Origin of the sequence: Erythrobacter sp. THAF29, from assembly GCF_009363635.1 — a bacterium.
GTDB lineage: Bacteria > Pseudomonadota > Alphaproteobacteria > Sphingomonadales > Sphingomonadaceae > Erythrobacter.
Genome location: NZ_CP045392.1, coordinates 1,873,960 through 1,888,196, shown reverse-complemented (window position 1 = coordinate 1,888,196; position 14,237 = coordinate 1,873,960). Strand labels below are relative to the sequence as shown.

At 62.9% G+C, this 14,237-nt stretch carries 12 protein-coding genes and 1 tRNA gene; 9 read left to right on the top strand and 4 right to left on the bottom strand.

All coding sequences use genetic code 11. The features are described 5' to 3' along the window. Positions 1–19 precede the first annotated feature (19 nt). Positions 20–475: a DUF3429 domain-containing protein gene (locus tag FIU90_RS09070; protein ID WP_152434449.1), complete on the bottom strand. Its 456-nt coding sequence runs from the start codon at positions 473–475 to the stop codon at positions 20–22. Between the two features lie 78 nt (positions 476–553). Between FIU90_RS09070 and FIU90_RS09065 the strand changes: the two genes are divergently transcribed. The 3 genes from FIU90_RS09065 (at position 554) to FIU90_RS09055 (ending at position 3,116) form a co-directional block, all read left to right on the top strand. Then, the gene (locus FIU90_RS09065) at positions 554–1,327 is read left to right on the top strand and encodes an SDR family NAD(P)-dependent oxidoreductase (RefSeq protein ID WP_152434448.1); all 774 of its coding nucleotides are present in this window, start codon (positions 554–556) and stop codon (positions 1,325–1,327) included. 139 nt (positions 1,328–1,466) lie between these two features. Continuing rightward, positions 1,467–1,646, top strand: a complete 180-nt coding sequence (locus FIU90_RS09060; RefSeq protein ID WP_152434447.1) for a YqaE/Pmp3 family membrane protein — start codon at positions 1,467–1,469, stop codon at positions 1,644–1,646. A 111-nt stretch (positions 1,647–1,757) separates the two neighbouring features. Beyond that, the gene (locus FIU90_RS09055) at positions 1,758–3,116 is read left to right on the top strand and encodes an AarF/ABC1/UbiB kinase family protein (RefSeq protein WP_152434446.1); all 1,359 of its coding nucleotides are present in this window, start codon (positions 1,758–1,760) and stop codon (positions 3,114–3,116) included. Between the two features lie 3 nt (positions 3,117–3,119). Here the strand turns inward: FIU90_RS09055 and FIU90_RS09050 are convergent, their stop codons facing one another. Continuing rightward, positions 3,120–4,928 (bottom strand): DUF885 family protein, encoded by a 1,809-nt coding sequence (locus FIU90_RS09050; protein WP_152434445.1) that lies wholly within the window; start codon positions 4,926–4,928, stop codon positions 3,120–3,122. A 68-nt stretch (positions 4,929–4,996) separates the two neighbouring features. Between FIU90_RS09050 and FIU90_RS09045 the strand changes: the two genes are divergently transcribed. Together FIU90_RS09045 and FIU90_RS09040 are read left to right on the top strand one after the other, a co-directional pair. Then, the gene (locus FIU90_RS09045; protein WP_152434444.1) at positions 4,997–5,470 is read left to right on the top strand and encodes a low molecular weight protein-tyrosine-phosphatase; all 474 of its coding nucleotides are present in this window, start codon (positions 4,997–4,999) and stop codon (positions 5,468–5,470) included. Beyond that, positions 5,467–6,264 carry a fructosamine kinase family protein gene (locus tag FIU90_RS09040; RefSeq protein WP_152434443.1) on the top strand — a complete coding sequence of 266 codons (798 nt, stop codon included), beginning with the start codon at positions 5,467–5,469 and terminating at the stop codon, positions 6,262–6,264. The genes FIU90_RS09045 and FIU90_RS09040 overlap by 4 nt, the downstream gene beginning before the upstream one ends. On the opposite strand, the gene recG is transcribed toward FIU90_RS09040, so the two are convergent. Next, positions 6,261–8,324 carry an ATP-dependent DNA helicase RecG gene (gene recG, locus FIU90_RS09035; RefSeq protein ID WP_152434442.1) on the bottom strand — a complete coding sequence of 688 codons (2,064 nt, stop codon included), beginning with the start codon at positions 8,322–8,324 and terminating at the stop codon, positions 6,261–6,263. The two genes, FIU90_RS09040 and recG, sit on opposite strands and share 4 nt — an antisense overlap. A gap of 55 nt (positions 8,325–8,379) precedes the next feature. Between recG and FIU90_RS09030 the strand changes: the two genes are divergently transcribed. Further along, positions 8,380–8,658 carry a succinate dehydrogenase assembly factor 2 gene (locus FIU90_RS09030; RefSeq protein WP_152435781.1) on the top strand — a complete coding sequence of 93 codons (279 nt, stop codon included), beginning with the start codon at positions 8,380–8,382 and terminating at the stop codon, positions 8,656–8,658. A gap of 60 nt (positions 8,659–8,718) precedes the next feature. Beyond that, positions 8,719–12,225 carry a transcription-repair coupling factor gene (mfd, locus tag FIU90_RS09025; protein WP_152434441.1) on the top strand — a complete coding sequence of 1,169 codons (3,507 nt, stop codon included), beginning with the start codon at positions 8,719–8,721 and terminating at the stop codon, positions 12,223–12,225. Positions 12,226–12,228: 3 nt separating this feature from the next. Here the strand turns inward: mfd and FIU90_RS09020 are convergent, their stop codons facing one another. Further along, positions 12,229–13,071, bottom strand: a complete 843-nt coding sequence (locus tag FIU90_RS09020) for an EAL domain-containing protein (RefSeq protein WP_152434440.1) — start codon at positions 13,069–13,071, stop codon at positions 12,229–12,231. A gap of 117 nt (positions 13,072–13,188) precedes the next feature. Between FIU90_RS09020 and FIU90_RS09015 the strand changes: the two genes are divergently transcribed. Continuing rightward, positions 13,189–13,983, top strand: a complete 795-nt coding sequence (locus tag FIU90_RS09015; protein WP_152434439.1) for an NAD kinase — start codon at positions 13,189–13,191, stop codon at positions 13,981–13,983. An 87-nt stretch (positions 13,984–14,070) separates the two neighbouring features. Then, positions 14,071–14,145, top strand: a tRNA-Asn gene (locus FIU90_RS09010). Positions 14,146–14,237 lie beyond the last annotated feature (92 nt).

Here is a 14,237-nt window from a genome sequence, read left to right as displayed (position 1 = left end):
GTGGCTGGCGATCGCCTTGTTACACAATCGCCTGCGCGGCTATTCCCAGCATTACGGTCAGCACCCCCAGCCCCACCGAAAGCTGTATGCGTAGCCGCACGAACCCGCGCGAGGCATAGCCCAGCGCCCGGTCGACCAGCGGCGAGATCAGGATGAACGTTCCGAGATACATCAGCGCAGGACCCGGCCAATCCCAGCCAAAACTCCACGGCAGGAACAACACGGCAGCAATCAGGCTCGGCATGACCGCCACGAGATACGGCCCCGCACCGCCCCGGCCGCTTGCGAGTGCCTGTCCCCACCAAACGCCGCCGAGAAAGCTGAAAATCGCCGCCGCATAGGCAAAGCCTCCGGCAAGCGCGACGAAGCGCCACTCGTGACCGCTCAGAGCAAAAGCGAGGCAGGCGAACTGCGGCAGCAGCCCAGCATAGCCGAGCCAGCGCGCAGCTCGCGTCAGATCAGAATTTCCGTCCATATCCCGACTAACCGCGCACAGTGCGCGCCGGTTCCCGCACCTTGCCCCGCCCGCCCCTTTGCGCCACCAGTTGCGGTCATGGACCTGTTCGATCTCTCCGGCCGCGTCGCGGTCGTCACCGGCGGCAATGGCGGCCTGGGACTTGGCATGGCGCGCGGCCTTGTAAAGGCTGGCGCGAATGTGGCGATCTGGGCCCGCGATGAAGCGAAGAAAGCAAAGGCGCTGCTCGAATTGCGATCATACGGAACGGCGGAGGCGATCACTCTCATCTGCGACGTAGCCGAGGAAAGCCAGATCGAAGCTGCGATGAAAAAGACACTCGAAAGCTTCGGGCGGGTCGATGCATGTTTCGCGAATGCCGGACGCGCGGGTCAAGGCGCTGCCATCCCCGACCTGACGCGCGAGGGATGGGACGAGGTGATGGCAGTCAATACCAGGGGGGCCGCGCTCACATACAAACATGTGACCCGCCACATGATCGAGCGCGCGAAGAACGGCGATCCGGGTGGGAAGCTGATTGCGACCTCCTCGGGCCAGTCGATCATGGGCGTGAACCGGTCGTCCGACTATGCTGCATCGAAAGCCGCTCTGAACGGCCTTACGCGCGGCGCGGCGTTTGAACTCGCCCGCCATCAGATCACGGCCAATGCCTTGCTGTTCGGCTATTACGAGACCGATATCACCGCTGCTGCCGATCCGAAGTTCGCCCGGTGGATGGAAAAACGCATCCCCTTGCGGCGTCCGGGCGATCACGAGGGACTGGAAGGGCTCGCCGTCTTCCTCGCTTCACAGCATAGCGATTACATCACCGGTCAATGCTTGCCGGTCGATGGCGGGCTCAGCATCAGCTGAAAGACCCCGCGAAAACACGTATCCCGGCCACTTGTTCCGATAAATTTTTCGGAACGCTTGCCTCTCCTAACCCGTTGATCGGGCAAAAGACGGCGCGAAAATGCGCACTTTGTCAAACCCAATGAAGGAGCCTCTAGGCATGCTCGAACTTATCGCTCTTATCGCTACCATTCTTCTTCCGCCGCTAGGCGTTGCCATCAAGAAGGGTCTCAGCAACGATTTCTGGATCAACCTGATCCTCACGCTGCTGTTCTTCATCCCCGGCCTGATCCACGCAATCTACGTGAACTACCTGCGTGGCGGCACGCGGATCGCCTGACGCGAACGCACATTTTCTCGACAATTATCGAGCGGCTTGGGCCCGGGGCGGAAACTTCCCGGGCCCTCGTCGTTTGTGTTTAAGGGATCACACACTACTTCCAGAGGCATAATGGCTGACAAACCCGACCGTTCGCGCGAACGCTCCGTCCCCTCGGGGCGTGTTTCGCGCTTTGCCAGTTTCGGCAGGCTTGCAAGCGGCGTGGCCGGCGGGATGATGGCGGAGGGCGCGCGCAGGCTTTCGCGCGGCGAAGGTCTGAACCCGCGCGACCTGATCCTTACGCCCGGGAATGCACGGCGGATGGCCGATCGTCTTTCACACCTGCGCGGCGCGGCCATGAAGATGGGGCAGATGATCAGCCTCGATGCGGGCGATTACCTCCCTCGCGAGTTGTCTGACATTCTGGCGACCCTTCGCGACCAGGCCAATTTCATGCCTGCAAAGCAGCTCGACAAGGTGCTGCGCGAGGAATGGGGACCAGACTGGCGTAAGCAGTTTCGCTGGTTCAATCCGCGCCCCATTGCCGCAGCCAGTATCGGCCAGGTGCACAAGGCGCTGACCCGCGATGGCGAGGAACTGGCGATCAAGGTGCAATATCCCGGGATCGCGGAAAGCATCGACAGCGACGTCGACAACGTGATGACGCTGCTGCGTGTCGCAGGCTTCGCCCCGCCCGAGCTCGAGATCGACAAGCTGCTCGCCGAGGCGAAGAAGCAGCTCCACCAGGAAGCCGATTACCGCCGCGAAGGGGAGCAGATGGCAATGTATCGCGAAAAACTCGCCGATACGCCGGGCTTCATCGTCCCGAGGCTGCACGAGCCGCTGACGACCGATCGCATTCTCGCGATGAGCTTCGAGAATGGCAGCCCGATCGAGGAGCTTGAAAACGAGACCGACGAGCGGCGCGACGCGATATTCTCGAAGCTCCTGCGATTGGTGGCGCGTGAACTGTTCGAATTCGGCGTGATGCAGACCGATCCGAACTTTGCGAACTTCCGATATCGCAAGGATTCAGGCGACATCATTCTGCTCGATTTCGGTGCGTGCCGGGAGGTCGATCCCGAAGTCGCGAACGCTTACCGCGCAATGCTCGAAGCAGGGATGGCGGGCGACAAGGAGCGCGTGAAGGAAGAAACGATCAAGGCGGGCTTCATGCTTCCTATCGTGGTCGAGAAACACGGCGACCGCGTCGACCGCATGATCGAGATCGTCGTCAACGAAATGAGCCGCGATGCGCCGTTCGACTTCGGCGATCGCGCGTTCGTGCCCCTACTCCGTCAAGAAGGTTGGGAGATCGCACAGGACAAGGACACCTGGGCCTTTCCGCCGGTCGAGACGTTGTTCGTCCAGCGCAAGGTTTCAGGCACGGCCTTCCTCGGCGCGCGTCTGAAGGCAAAGGCCAATATCCGCCGGATTACCGAGGAAGTGCTCGAAAGCACCGAGCCCTTCCCCACAGCGAAGGCAGCCTAGACCTTACTCCGCCGCCTTCTGGGCCAGCTGTGCATCGATCCAGCTGTTCACATAGTCTTCGAGCACATCGAGCGGCACCGCCCCATTCTCGAGCACCGTATCGTGAAAAGCGCGCAGGTCGAATTCTGCACCCAACCGCTCCTCTGCCCGCGTCCGCAATTCGCGGATCTTGAGCTCGCCTACCTTGTAGGCGAGCGCCTGGCCCGGCCAGGTCATGTAGCGATTGACCTCGGCATCGACATTGCCGGGCGTGAGCGCGGTGTTGTCGAGCATGTAATCGACAGCCTCCTGCTTGGACCACCCCTTCGAATGCAGTCCTGTGTCGACCACAAGCCGCGTTGCGCGCCACATCTCGTATGAAAGGCGGCCCATCTGCTTGGCGGGCGTGTCGTAGAGGCCCATCTCGATCCCGAGCCGCTCTGAATAAAGGCCCCACCCCTCGACAAAGGCGGTGAAGAACGTGCCGTTGGCGCGCAGCGGATGGATGTCGAGCTCTTGCTGGAGCGCGATCTGGTGGTGATGCCCCGGCACCGCCTCATGCACGCCGAGCGCGGGAAGCTCCCACAGCGGGCGCTGGTCGAGTTCGGTGAGGTTCAGCCGGTAGATACCGGCCTGACCCGTCTCCAGCGAACCCGGCTCGTAGTAAGCTGTAGTGTTGCCCGGAGCGTTCGCGGCTGGGATCGGCTGCACGGTATAGGGCTGGCGCGGAAGCTTGCCGAACAGCTTGGGCATCCAGCCGTCGATTTCCTTCGCAAGAGCCTGCGTGTGGCGCAGGTATTCCTGCTCGTCGGTCATGTAGTATTGGGGATCGGTGCGCAGATGCTCGATGAAGGCTTCGCGCGTGTCGAAGCCCGCTTTGGCCGCGACCTCTTCCATCTCCGCCCGGATGCGCGCGACTTCGCCGAGGCCCAGATTATGCACCTCGTCGGGCGTCATGTCGGTCGTCGTGAAGCTGCGCACGCGGTGGGCGTAATAGGCGTCGCCGCCTTCAGTCGCGAGGATGCCGGGCGTGCCGGTGCGACAATTGGGCTTGTACTCGCTCTCATAGAATTCAAGGAATTCCCGATACGCCGGAAAGACCGATCCGGTGATCGCTGTCTCGGCGCGTGTCTTGAGCGCTTCCCAGTCCACGTCGCTCAATGTGCTAGGCTTCTCGCCTGCAAATGGCTGCCAGAATGCTGATTGGGTATGGTCATCTGCGATCTGCTGCGCAATGCGACCTTCGAAACCCTCCATCGGTTCGCAAGGCTGCGTCAAGCCGCGTGCGACCGCCTCTCGGCTGCGCGCGATGGCATCGGAATTGACTTTCGCATAGGCTTCAAGCCGCCCGACATAGCTTTCATAGTCGGCGAGCGTGAAGAAAGGGGAGCGATAGGGGAGCGAGGCGAAACCGCTGAACCAGCCTCCGCGATTGGTGAACAGGATGTAGTAATCGTGCTGGTGTTCGCCTGCTGCCGCTGCATCGGAGAGGCTGCGGCGAATTACCCCGTAATCGACAAGCAAATCGGCCGGAAGCGCGCTGGTATCGATCGCATCAAACCGCGCGAGGAATGCGCGGATTTCCTCAAGGCTGCGCTCATGCGCTTCGAGCGACCAGTCGCCCAGTTTCCCGTCGCCGCGTCGGTCTCCCACGCTGGTTGCAAGCTGCGGATTGTTGTCGAGCGTCCAATCCCACACCTCCTCGCGCAGCGCCTTGTATTGCGCCACCGCCTCGTTTTCCGTCTCGCCCGCAGCGTGATCGTGGGCGATGGCGGGATTAACCGGCGCAATCGCGGTTGCGGCGAGCAGGGCGGCGGCGATCAGCTTGTGCATGTCTGGTGTCTCCTCTTGGCGCTGCTTCCTATTGCGCGGGTGAGGCAAGGTCCAGTAGGCAAGCGCGCATGAACGAAGAACCGTCTTTCCTGTTCGTCTGTCTCGGCAATATCTGCCGCTCTCCCCTTGCCGAGGGCGCTTTTCGAAGGGCCACCGAGGAGGCCGGTTTCGACATTCTCGCCGACAGCGCCGGGACCGCCGCCTATCATGTCGGCGAACCGCCCGATCCGCGCGCAATCGAAACCGCACTCAGGAACGGGACCGACATCAGTCACCTGCGTGGGCGGCAATTGGTGCGAGATGATTTCGCCCGGTTCACGCACATCCTTGCGATGGATCACCAGAACCTGCGCAATATCGAGGCGCTGCGGCCACAAGGCGCGGACACGCATGTTTCCCTGCTGATGGACATGGTCCCGGGCCGCGAAGGGGCCGCAATTGCCGACCCTTACTACGGCGGCGAGGAGAATTTCGCAGATACGTGGGACGACGCGTGGATGGCCGCGCAGGCGCTCGTCGAGCATCTTCGCGGGCGCGGGTGACGCTCGACCTGGCAGCCATCGCCGGGGCGCTAGGATCCCCGGTCGAAAGAACTACGCCGCTGGCTGGGGGAGATATCTCGGGCGCGAGCAGATTGACGCTCGCAGATGGGCGCGAGATTGTCGCAAAGGCTGGACCGCTGGTCGAGGTCGAAGCGCGAATGCTTTCGGCCATCGTCGACACCGGCGCGCCCTGTCCCGGGGTGATCGCCACGGGCGAGAAGTGGTTTGCGATGGAGTGGATCGAGGCGAGCGGAGCAAGCGACCGGTGGGAGGCGCTCGCCGACACGCTCCATCTCTTGCATCGACCGAAGCAAGCTTCATTCGGCTGGGACGAGGATTATGCCTTCGGTCCGGTCGCAATCGCCAACCAAAGGTGCAGGGATTGGGCGCGGTTCTGGGCCGAGCGGCGACTGCTTTGCCACGTGCCATATATCGACAGCGCACTCGGGAAACGGATCGCACGGCTGTGCGAGCGTATCGGCGACCTCTTGCCCGCCTACACAACGACCTCGCTGCTGCACGGCGATTTGTGGGGCGGCAATGTCATCTGGTCGGACGGGAATGCCCATCTGATCGACCCGGCGTGCTACTTTGGCCACCGCGAGGTCGATTGGGCGATGCTCACCTTGTTCGACCATCCTCCGGAGAACTTCTTCGCGTTGCTCGACCCGGAACCTGGCTGGCGCGAGAGGCAGCCGCTCTACCGGCTATGGCCGTGGCTTGTGCACCTGAGGCTTTTCGGCGGCAGCTATCGCGGTGCGGTAGAACGGGAGCTCGCCGCGCTCGGTTTCTAACCGCCCCTAAGCAATTGCACGCCCCAGTCACGTTCGAAGAGGTAGAGCAACATCCGCGCCGCCTCGCCGCGTTCGCTCGTCAGCCCGCCGTCGCGGTCCATCAAAAGCCGCGCATCGGCATGCGCTGCGGGAAGCAGCTTTTGCACCTGTTCGAGATTGGCGATGTTGAACGCCGCCTCACCCGATTGCCGGGTGCCGAGCAATTCGCCCCCACCGCGCAGTTCGAGATCTTCTTCGGCGATGCGGAATCCATCCTGCGTCTCGCGCATCAGGGCGAGCCGTTTGCGGCCGGTCTCCGATAGCTCGCTCCCCCGCAGCAGGACGCAGACCGACTTCTCGGACCCGCGCCCGACACGCCCGCGCAGCTGGTGCAGTTGTGCAAGCCCGAACCGCTCGGCCTGCTCGATTACCATGAGCGTGGCAGACGGCACGTCGACACCGACTTCGATCACGGTGGTCGCAACCAGCAGCTTTGCCTCGCCGCTGGCGAAGCGCTCCATGTTCGCGTCCTTCACCTCTGGCTTCAGCTGCCCGTGGACGAGCACGACGTCGTCTCCGAAGCGCTCCTTGAGCGAGGCGTAGCGCGCCTCGGCTGCGGCAATATCGGCGATCTCGCTGTCTCGCACCATCGGGCACACCCAGTATGCCTGCTGTCCGCTCGCAAGGTGCCTTTCGACCCCTGCCACCATGTCGTCGAGCCGGTCTTGCGAGACGACGCGCGTGTCGATCGCCTGCCTTCCCGGAGGAAGCTCGTCCAGCCGGCTCACATCCATCTCGCCATATTGAGCGAGCGTGAGGCTGCGCGGGATCGGGGTTGCGGTCATGGCGAGCGTATGCGGCGCGCGTTTGCCCTTGCCCGCAAGTGCGAGGCGTTGCTGCACGCCAAAGCGGTGCTGCTCGTCGATCACGACAAGGCCGAGATCCTTGTAATTGACCGTGTCCTGGAAAATCGCGTGGGTGCCGACGAGGATATCGATCGAGCCGTCTAGGAGCCCCATCAGGATGCCCTCACGCTCCTTGCCCTTGGCGCGGCCGGTGAGCAGCGCGACTTCGACCCCTGTGGGCGCGGCCATGTTCCGCAGAGTCTCGAAATGCTGGCGGGCGAGAATCTCGGTCGGTGCGAGCAGAGCGGCCTGTTTCCCCGCCTCGTTGGCGATCAGCATTGCATGGAGCGCCACCACCGTCTTGCCCGCCCCGACATCGCCCTGGAGCAAGCGCAGCATCGGTGCCTCCTGCTGCATGTCACCCTCGATCTCGGCAATGGACCGCTTCTGCGCACCGGTCATTTCGAACGGCAGCGAAAGCATCTCACGCAGATGGCCGTCGCCTATCAGGGCCTGCCCCTTGCGCCGCCTCCCTTCCGCCTTGACCAATAGCAAAGCGAGGCTGTTGGCGAGCAATTCGTCATAGGCGAGCCGGTCGCGCGCCTTCTCGTGTTGGTCCTTGTGCGCAAGATGGAGTGCATCGCGCCATGCCGGCCAGCCTTCGCGCTCGAATTGCGAAGGCTCGATCCATTCGGGAAGCTCGGGCAGCCGCTCCAATGCCTGCGCCGTTAGCGAGGCGACTTTAGGCTGCGTTAGTCCCTCCGACAGCGCGTAAACCGGCTCCACCAACCGCCCCATATGCGCTGAGCTATCCTTCTCGACATGGTCGGGATGGACGATCTGGAGCATGTCGCCGTAGCGGTCGAGCCGCCCCGCCACCCAACGCTTTTCGCCCACCGGAAGCTGCTTTTTCGCCGTATAGGATGCTCGCCCGAAAAAGGTGAGCGCGCAGATATTACCCGCCTCGTCCTGCGCAAGCACACGGTACGGCCCACGCCCTGGATTGCGCGCGGCCCGGTGCTCGGTAGGGGTGAGCGCCACAATCACCTGCTCGCCCTCACTGCCCTCGTCGAGATTGGCTATCGCTCGCCTTGTCACAAAGCGCTCGGGCAGGTGGTAGGCGACGTCCTTGATCCGCGTCAGGCCAAGCTTCTCCAGCGGCTTCATCAGCTTCGGCCCCACACCTTCGAGGTCGCGGGTCTCGGCAAACAGCGGATTGAGTGCCTCGGGGCGCATGACCTCACCCTATACCGCCTTGAACGCGATTGCCGAGTACCTTACGTGGCGCGGCATGACGGATATGCCCACCTTCGAAGAGCGGCTCGCGCGCGCCAAGTTCCGCGCATGGCATCGCGGCACGCGCGAGGCCGATTATATGATCGGCGGGTTCTTCGATCGCTATTCGGCGGAGTGGGGCGTTGCTGCGCTTGAATGGTTCGAAGACCTGCTTGCCGAAGACGATGTCGACGTGATGGCCTGGGCGATGAAGACCGCGCCTGTGCCCGAGCGTTTCCAGGGCGAGCTGATCGAGAAAATGCAGGCGCTCGACTACGTCGATATCCCGCGCTAATCGCACGCACACTTTATGCCGGGGGAACGGAATTTCGCCCTGCACCTTGATTGAGCACCGATGCCAGACCTGAACCGCATCCTGACGGCGAAGACGCCGCTCACGCTCTCGTCGCTCCCGCGCGGCGCGGTTCCGCTCATCATGGGCGATTTCGCCCGCGCGGTCCCCCGCCATGGCGGGCAGCGGGCGGTTTTCATCGCGCCGGACGATGCGGCGATGAAATCGGCTGCGGAGGCCGCGCGGTTCTTCGCGCCCGAGGTGGAGGTGATCGAGTTCCCCGCATGGGACTGCCTGCCCTATGACCGCGCGTCACCCGCCCTTTCGGTCAGCGCCGCGCGGCTTTCTGCGCTGTTTCGGTTGCAGCGTCCGGCAAAGGGTTCGCAGCTGCTGGTCACGACCGTCAATGCCGTGCTCCAGCGGGTGCTCACGCCCTTCCGAATCCGCGAGAGCGTGCGCGAGTTTAGACCCGGCACGACTATCGGGCACGACAGCCTCGCCGCGCTGCTTACCCGCCAAGGCTATTCGCGCACCGACACCGTGGTCGATCATGGCGAATTCGCGGTGCGTGGGTCGATCGTCGATATCTTTCCCTCCTCGCTCGAAGAGGGGCTGCGGCTCGATTTCTTCGGCGATGAGCTCGAAAGCCTGCGCCTGTTCGATCCGGCCACGCAGCGTTCGACCGGAACGCTCGGCTCGCACCTGCTGCTCCCCGCGTCCGAGGCGCTGCTCGACGAGGACAGCATCAAGCGGTTCCGTTCGCGCTACCGCGAACTGTTCGGCGCGGCCGCGACGCAGGATCCGCTTTACGAAGCGGTGAGCGACGGGCGGCGGCTGGCAGGGATGGAGCACTGGCTTCCTCTGTTCGAGGAGAAGCTCAGCACCCTGTTAGATCATCTCGGCAAAGACGATCTCGTGGTGATCGACCAGGCGGCGCTCGGCGCTGGCGAAGAGCGCCTTTCCGATATCGAGGATTACCACAATCAGCGCGAAAAGGTCTCCGCCGACAAGACCGGCAGCTATCGCCCCCTCGATCCGACCGCACTTTACCTCGGCAAGGACGAATTCGAGGCAGCGCTCGAATCTGCCCCTGCCCACCGCGCGAGCCATTTCGCCGCACCCGAGGGGGAAAATACGGTCGATTTCGGCTTCAAGGCCGCGCGCGATTTCACCCCCGAACGCGGACGCGGCGACAATATCTACGAAGCGGCAGCCGCCCATTTCGCCAGCGTCGCGAAATCCTCTCGCAAGCCGCTTTTCGCTGCCTATTCGCCCGGCAGCCGCTCGCGCATCGCCTCGATCCTGTCCGAGGCGGGGTGCGAAACCATAACCGCAGAAAGCTGGCAGGAAGCCCTCGGCATCGCTGCAAAGGGCAAGACTGCGGCGATGGTCCTCCCGCTCGAGGCGGGTTTCGCGAATGACGAGCTGGAACTCCTCACCGAGCAGGACGTGCTCGGCGACCGGCTCGTGCGGCGAAAGAAAAAGCGGAAGGATTCCGATGCCTTCCTCGCCGAACTTCAGGCGCTGGGCAAAGGCGATCTCGTCGTCCATGTCGAGCACGGGATCGGCAAGTATCTCGGCCTCGAGCCCATCAGCGTCGGCAAGAGCAAGCACGATTGCGTCGCGCTCGAATATGCGGGCGGCGACAAGCTGTTCATCCCGGTCGAGAATATCGACGTCCTCTCGCGCTACGGCTCGTCGGAAGAATCGGTCCCGCTCGATCGCCTTGGCGGAGAGGCATGGCAGCGCCGCCGGGCAAAGCTGAAAGAACGCATCACCGCCATTGCCGGCGAGCTGATGAAGGTCGCGGCCGAACGCGCGCTCAAGAAAGCGCCGGTCTTCGCGGTCGACGAGGCAAGCTACAACCAGTTCGTCGACCGCTTCCCCTGGGAAGAAACCGACGATCAGGATGCTGCCATCGCCGACGTGTTGCGCGATCTGGAAAGCGGCAGGCCGATGGACCGGCTTGTGTGCGGCGATGTGGGTTTCGGAAAGACCGAGGTCGCGCTTCGTGCCGCTTTCGTCGCGGCGATGAACGGGCAGCAGGTCGCTGTCGTCGCGCCCACCACACTGCTTGCGCGCCAGCATTACCAGAGTTTCGCCGAACGCTTTGCCGGGTTCCCGCTCAAGGTCGGGCGGCTTTCGCGCCTCGTTTCATCCAAGGAGATGGCTGCGACGCGCGAGGGTCTTGCGAGCGGCGATATCGACATCGTCGTCGGCACCCACGCGATCCTTTCGAAATCGACCAGCTTCAAGAATTTGGGTCTCGTAATCGTAGACGAGGAGCAGCGCTTCGGCGTCACGCACAAGGAAAAGCTCAAGCAATTGCGTTCAGACGTGCACATGCTCACCCTCACCGCCACGCCGATCCCGCGCACGCTGCAGATGGCGATGACGGGCCTGCGTGAGCTTTCCACCATCCAGACGCCCCCGATCGACCGCCTCGCGGTGCGCACATACGTGATGGAGTGGGACGACATGGTCATGCGCGAGGCGCTTCTGCGCGAGCATCACCGCGGCGGGCAGAGCTTCATCGTCGTCCCTCGCATCGCCGACATGGCCGCGGTCGAGGAGTGGCTGCGCGAGCACGTGCCCGAGGTGAAGGCAATCTCCGCTCACGGCCAGATGGGCGCGGGCGAGATCGAAGAGCGGATGAGCGCGTTCTACGAGGGGAAATACGAAGTCCTGCTTTCGACCACCATCGTCGAAAGCGGCCTCGACCTGCCGAGCGCGAACACCATCATCATCCACCGCGCGGACCGGTTCGGCCTTGCTCAGCTCTACCAGCTTCGCGGACGCGTCGGCCGCTCGAAATTGCGCGCCTACGCCTACCTCACTTACGAGAAGGACGTGCAGCTTTCCGAAGTCGCGGAAAAACGTCTCAAGGTGCTGGGCGACCTCGACTCGCTTGGCGCGGGTTTCCAGCTGGCGAGCCACGATCTCGATATTCGCGGGGCGGGCAACCTCTTGGGTGACGAGCAATCGGGCCATATCCGAGAGGTCGGCTTCGAACTCTACCAGTCGATGCTCGAAGATGCGATCCTCGCCGCGAAGGCAGGCGAGATGGGTCTCGAGCCTGCAAGGGACAAGGTCTCGCCGCAGATCACCGTCGATGCGCCGATCATGATCCCCGAAGACTATGTGCCCGATCTCGCGGTGCGCATGGCGCTTTATCGCCGGCTCAACCAGGCGCAGGACAGGGCCGAAATAGAAAGCCTCGCCGCAGAGATGATCGACCGGTTCGGCGATCTGCCGCAACCGACAAAGAACCTCATCCGCCTGATCGAGATCAAGCACCAGGCGATCGAGGCGAACATCGCCAAGATCGATGTCGGCGCGCGCGGCACGCTCGTCACTTTCCACAATGACGATTTTCCCGATGGCGCAGGCCTTGTCGCCTATGTCGACCGACTTCAGGGCACGGCCAAGCTTCGTCCCGACATGAAGCTTGTCATCAATCGCGCCTGGGGGGATCCGGAAAGCCGCCTCAATGGACTTTTCCAGCTGACAAAGGGATTGTCGGGAATCGTCAGGAAATCGAAGAAACGCCGCGAGAAACAGCCGGCCTGATTGTCAGCCGTGCCCGCGTCCACGAGCGGTCTTCGCGAGCGCCAGAACGTCCTCGCTTTTCATCGGCTGCGCACGCAGGAAGCCCTGCCAGTATTGGCACCCTTCGGAGATGATTGCTGCGCGTTGCACGTCGCTTTCGACACCCTCGGCATAGACCTCGAGATCGAGCGCACGGGCGAGCGCGATGATCGCGCGTAGCACGGCGAGCGCCTTGGCATCGCCGGGCACGCCCTCGACCATGACCTTGTCGAGCTTGATCGCATCGAGCGGCAACTCTCGGAGGTAGCGGAAGTTGCAGAAACCCGCGCCGAAATCGTCCAGCGCGGTGCGGAAGCCGAGCTTGCGTAACGCAGAGATAGCCTCGCTCGCCTGCTTCAGGTTCCTGAGCAGCAAATCCTCAGTAATTTCGAGCATGAGCCGCCGAGGCTCGATCTCGCTCTTGCCGATCAGTATTGCGAAGTCCGAAGCAAAGCGCGGGTCGCCCAGTTCTTCGGGCGTGATGTTGAGCGAGAGACTGAGGTTTTCGGGCCAGCTGGCAGCGTTCTCCAGCGCACGGGCGACGACATGGCGCGAAAGCGGGGCAACCAGCGCGGCACGTTCGGCAATCGCGAACAGGTCTCTCGCACCGATTTCGCCAAGCGTCGGATGCTGCCAGCGGGCGAGCGCCTCCGCTCCTACAACCGCGCCCGACATGCCGGAGAATTGCGGCTGAAACAGCACTTCGATCTCGGCCCGGTCGAGCGCGCGGAGCAAATCCCTGTCCAGAGCCGACGCCTTCACGCCCGGGAAAGACCCATGCGTGGTCTCCCGAAGCGAGTGCGGCAGCGATGGCGGCTTTGTGCTCATGAATTCCCCTTAAGCGAGCATAGCGGCAAAAGTTTACATCAATTGCAATCCGACCGAAATTGGAACATCAGGACAAGTCATTAGCAGCGCTGCGGCTTGAGGGGGCCAACCACGACGATGACTGCGCCGACCAATCCTTACAACCGCATTGCCCTGCTCGCCTCCGATACGGAGCGTGCGCAGGAGGCGTACAAAGCCCTTTCCCCCCAACAGGATTGGGCGCCGCTCGAAGAGGCCGATGTCGTCGTGGTCCTGGGCGGCGATGGCTTCATGCTCCAGACGCTCCACGCCATGCTCGATTCGGGCCGGATCATACCCGCCTATGGCATGAACCTCGGGACAGTCGGCTTCCTGATGAACCGCTATGACAAGCGCGCGAATATCGCCAAGCGGCTCGCCAAGGCGCATCGAAAGTCCATCGCGCCGCTGCGCATGGAGGCGACTACACAGACCGGCGAAACGCAATCGCTGTGCGCGATCAACGAAGTCTCGTTGCTGCGTGAAACGCGCCAGACGGCGTGGATCGAAGTCACCGTGGGCGACCGCGTGCGGATCAGGAAGCTTATCTGCGATGGCGTGCTGGTCTCCACGCCTGCCGGGTCGACCGCCTACAACCTGTCCGCCAACGGCCCGATCTTGCCGCTCGACAGCGAAGTGCTCGCTCTCACCCCGATCAGCCCGTTCCGCCCTCGCAGGTGGCGCGGGGCGATCCTGCCCGACAGGATGCATATCAAGCTGCGTGTCCTCGACCCCGACAAGCGCCCTGTCGCCGCCGTGGCCGACCAAAAAGAACTGCGCGACATCGCCGAAGTAAGCCTCGAAATCGCGCGCGACACCGAACTTGAATTGTTGTTCGATCCCGGCCAGTCGCTCGAAGAACGTATCGTGTCCGAACAGTTTGTCGTAGATTAGGGTTTGTGCACAAAACCCCCTTGCAAAGGCGCCTCTCGGACCATATAGGCTCGCCTCCGCTTCCCTCCATACCGCTTGGGAAGCTGCTCCCCGATAGCTCAGCGGTAGAGTAGGTGACTGTTAATCACTTGGTCGTTGGTTCGAATCCAACTCGGGGAGCCATTTTCACCCAGATTTTCGCACGACATCAGAAGCTTGGACGCGTTTGCCGCGCCCAACGCTTCATCCTGTCAGTGATCGGATCAGACCGCTCG

What these genes read in the sequence shown, in the direction of transcription:
- FIU90_RS09070 (WP_152434449.1), bottom strand. Translation starts at nt 475, where the DNA reads ATGGACGGAAATTCTGATCTGACGCGAGCTGCGCGCTGGCTCGGCTAT.
- FIU90_RS09065 (WP_152434448.1), top strand. Translation starts at nt 554, where the DNA reads ATGGACCTGTTCGATCTCTCCGGCCGCGTCGCGGTCGTCACCGGCGGC.
- FIU90_RS09060 (WP_152434447.1), top strand. Translation starts at nt 1,467, where the DNA reads ATGCTCGAACTTATCGCTCTTATCGCTACCATTCTTCTTCCGCCGCTA.
- FIU90_RS09055 (WP_152434446.1), top strand. Translation starts at nt 1,758, where the DNA reads ATGGCTGACAAACCCGACCGTTCGCGCGAACGCTCCGTCCCCTCGGGG.
- FIU90_RS09050 (WP_152434445.1), bottom strand. Translation starts at nt 4,928, where the DNA reads ATGCACAAGCTGATCGCCGCCGCCCTGCTCGCCGCAACCGCGATTGCG.
- FIU90_RS09045 (WP_152434444.1), top strand. Translation starts at nt 4,997, where the DNA reads ATGAACGAAGAACCGTCTTTCCTGTTCGTCTGTCTCGGCAATATCTGC.
- recG (WP_152434442.1), bottom strand. Translation starts at nt 8,324, where the DNA reads ATGCGCCCCGAGGCACTCAATCCGCTGTTTGCCGAGACCCGCGACCTC.
- FIU90_RS09030 (WP_152435781.1), top strand. Translation starts at nt 8,380, where the DNA reads ATGACGGATATGCCCACCTTCGAAGAGCGGCTCGCGCGCGCCAAGTTC.
- mfd (WP_152434441.1), top strand. Translation starts at nt 8,719, where the DNA reads ATGCCAGACCTGAACCGCATCCTGACGGCGAAGACGCCGCTCACGCTC.
- FIU90_RS09020 (WP_152434440.1), bottom strand. Translation starts at nt 13,071, where the DNA reads ATGAGCACAAAGCCGCCATCGCTGCCGCACTCGCTTCGGGAGACCACG.
- FIU90_RS09015 (WP_152434439.1), top strand. Translation starts at nt 13,189, where the DNA reads ATGACTGCGCCGACCAATCCTTACAACCGCATTGCCCTGCTCGCCTCC.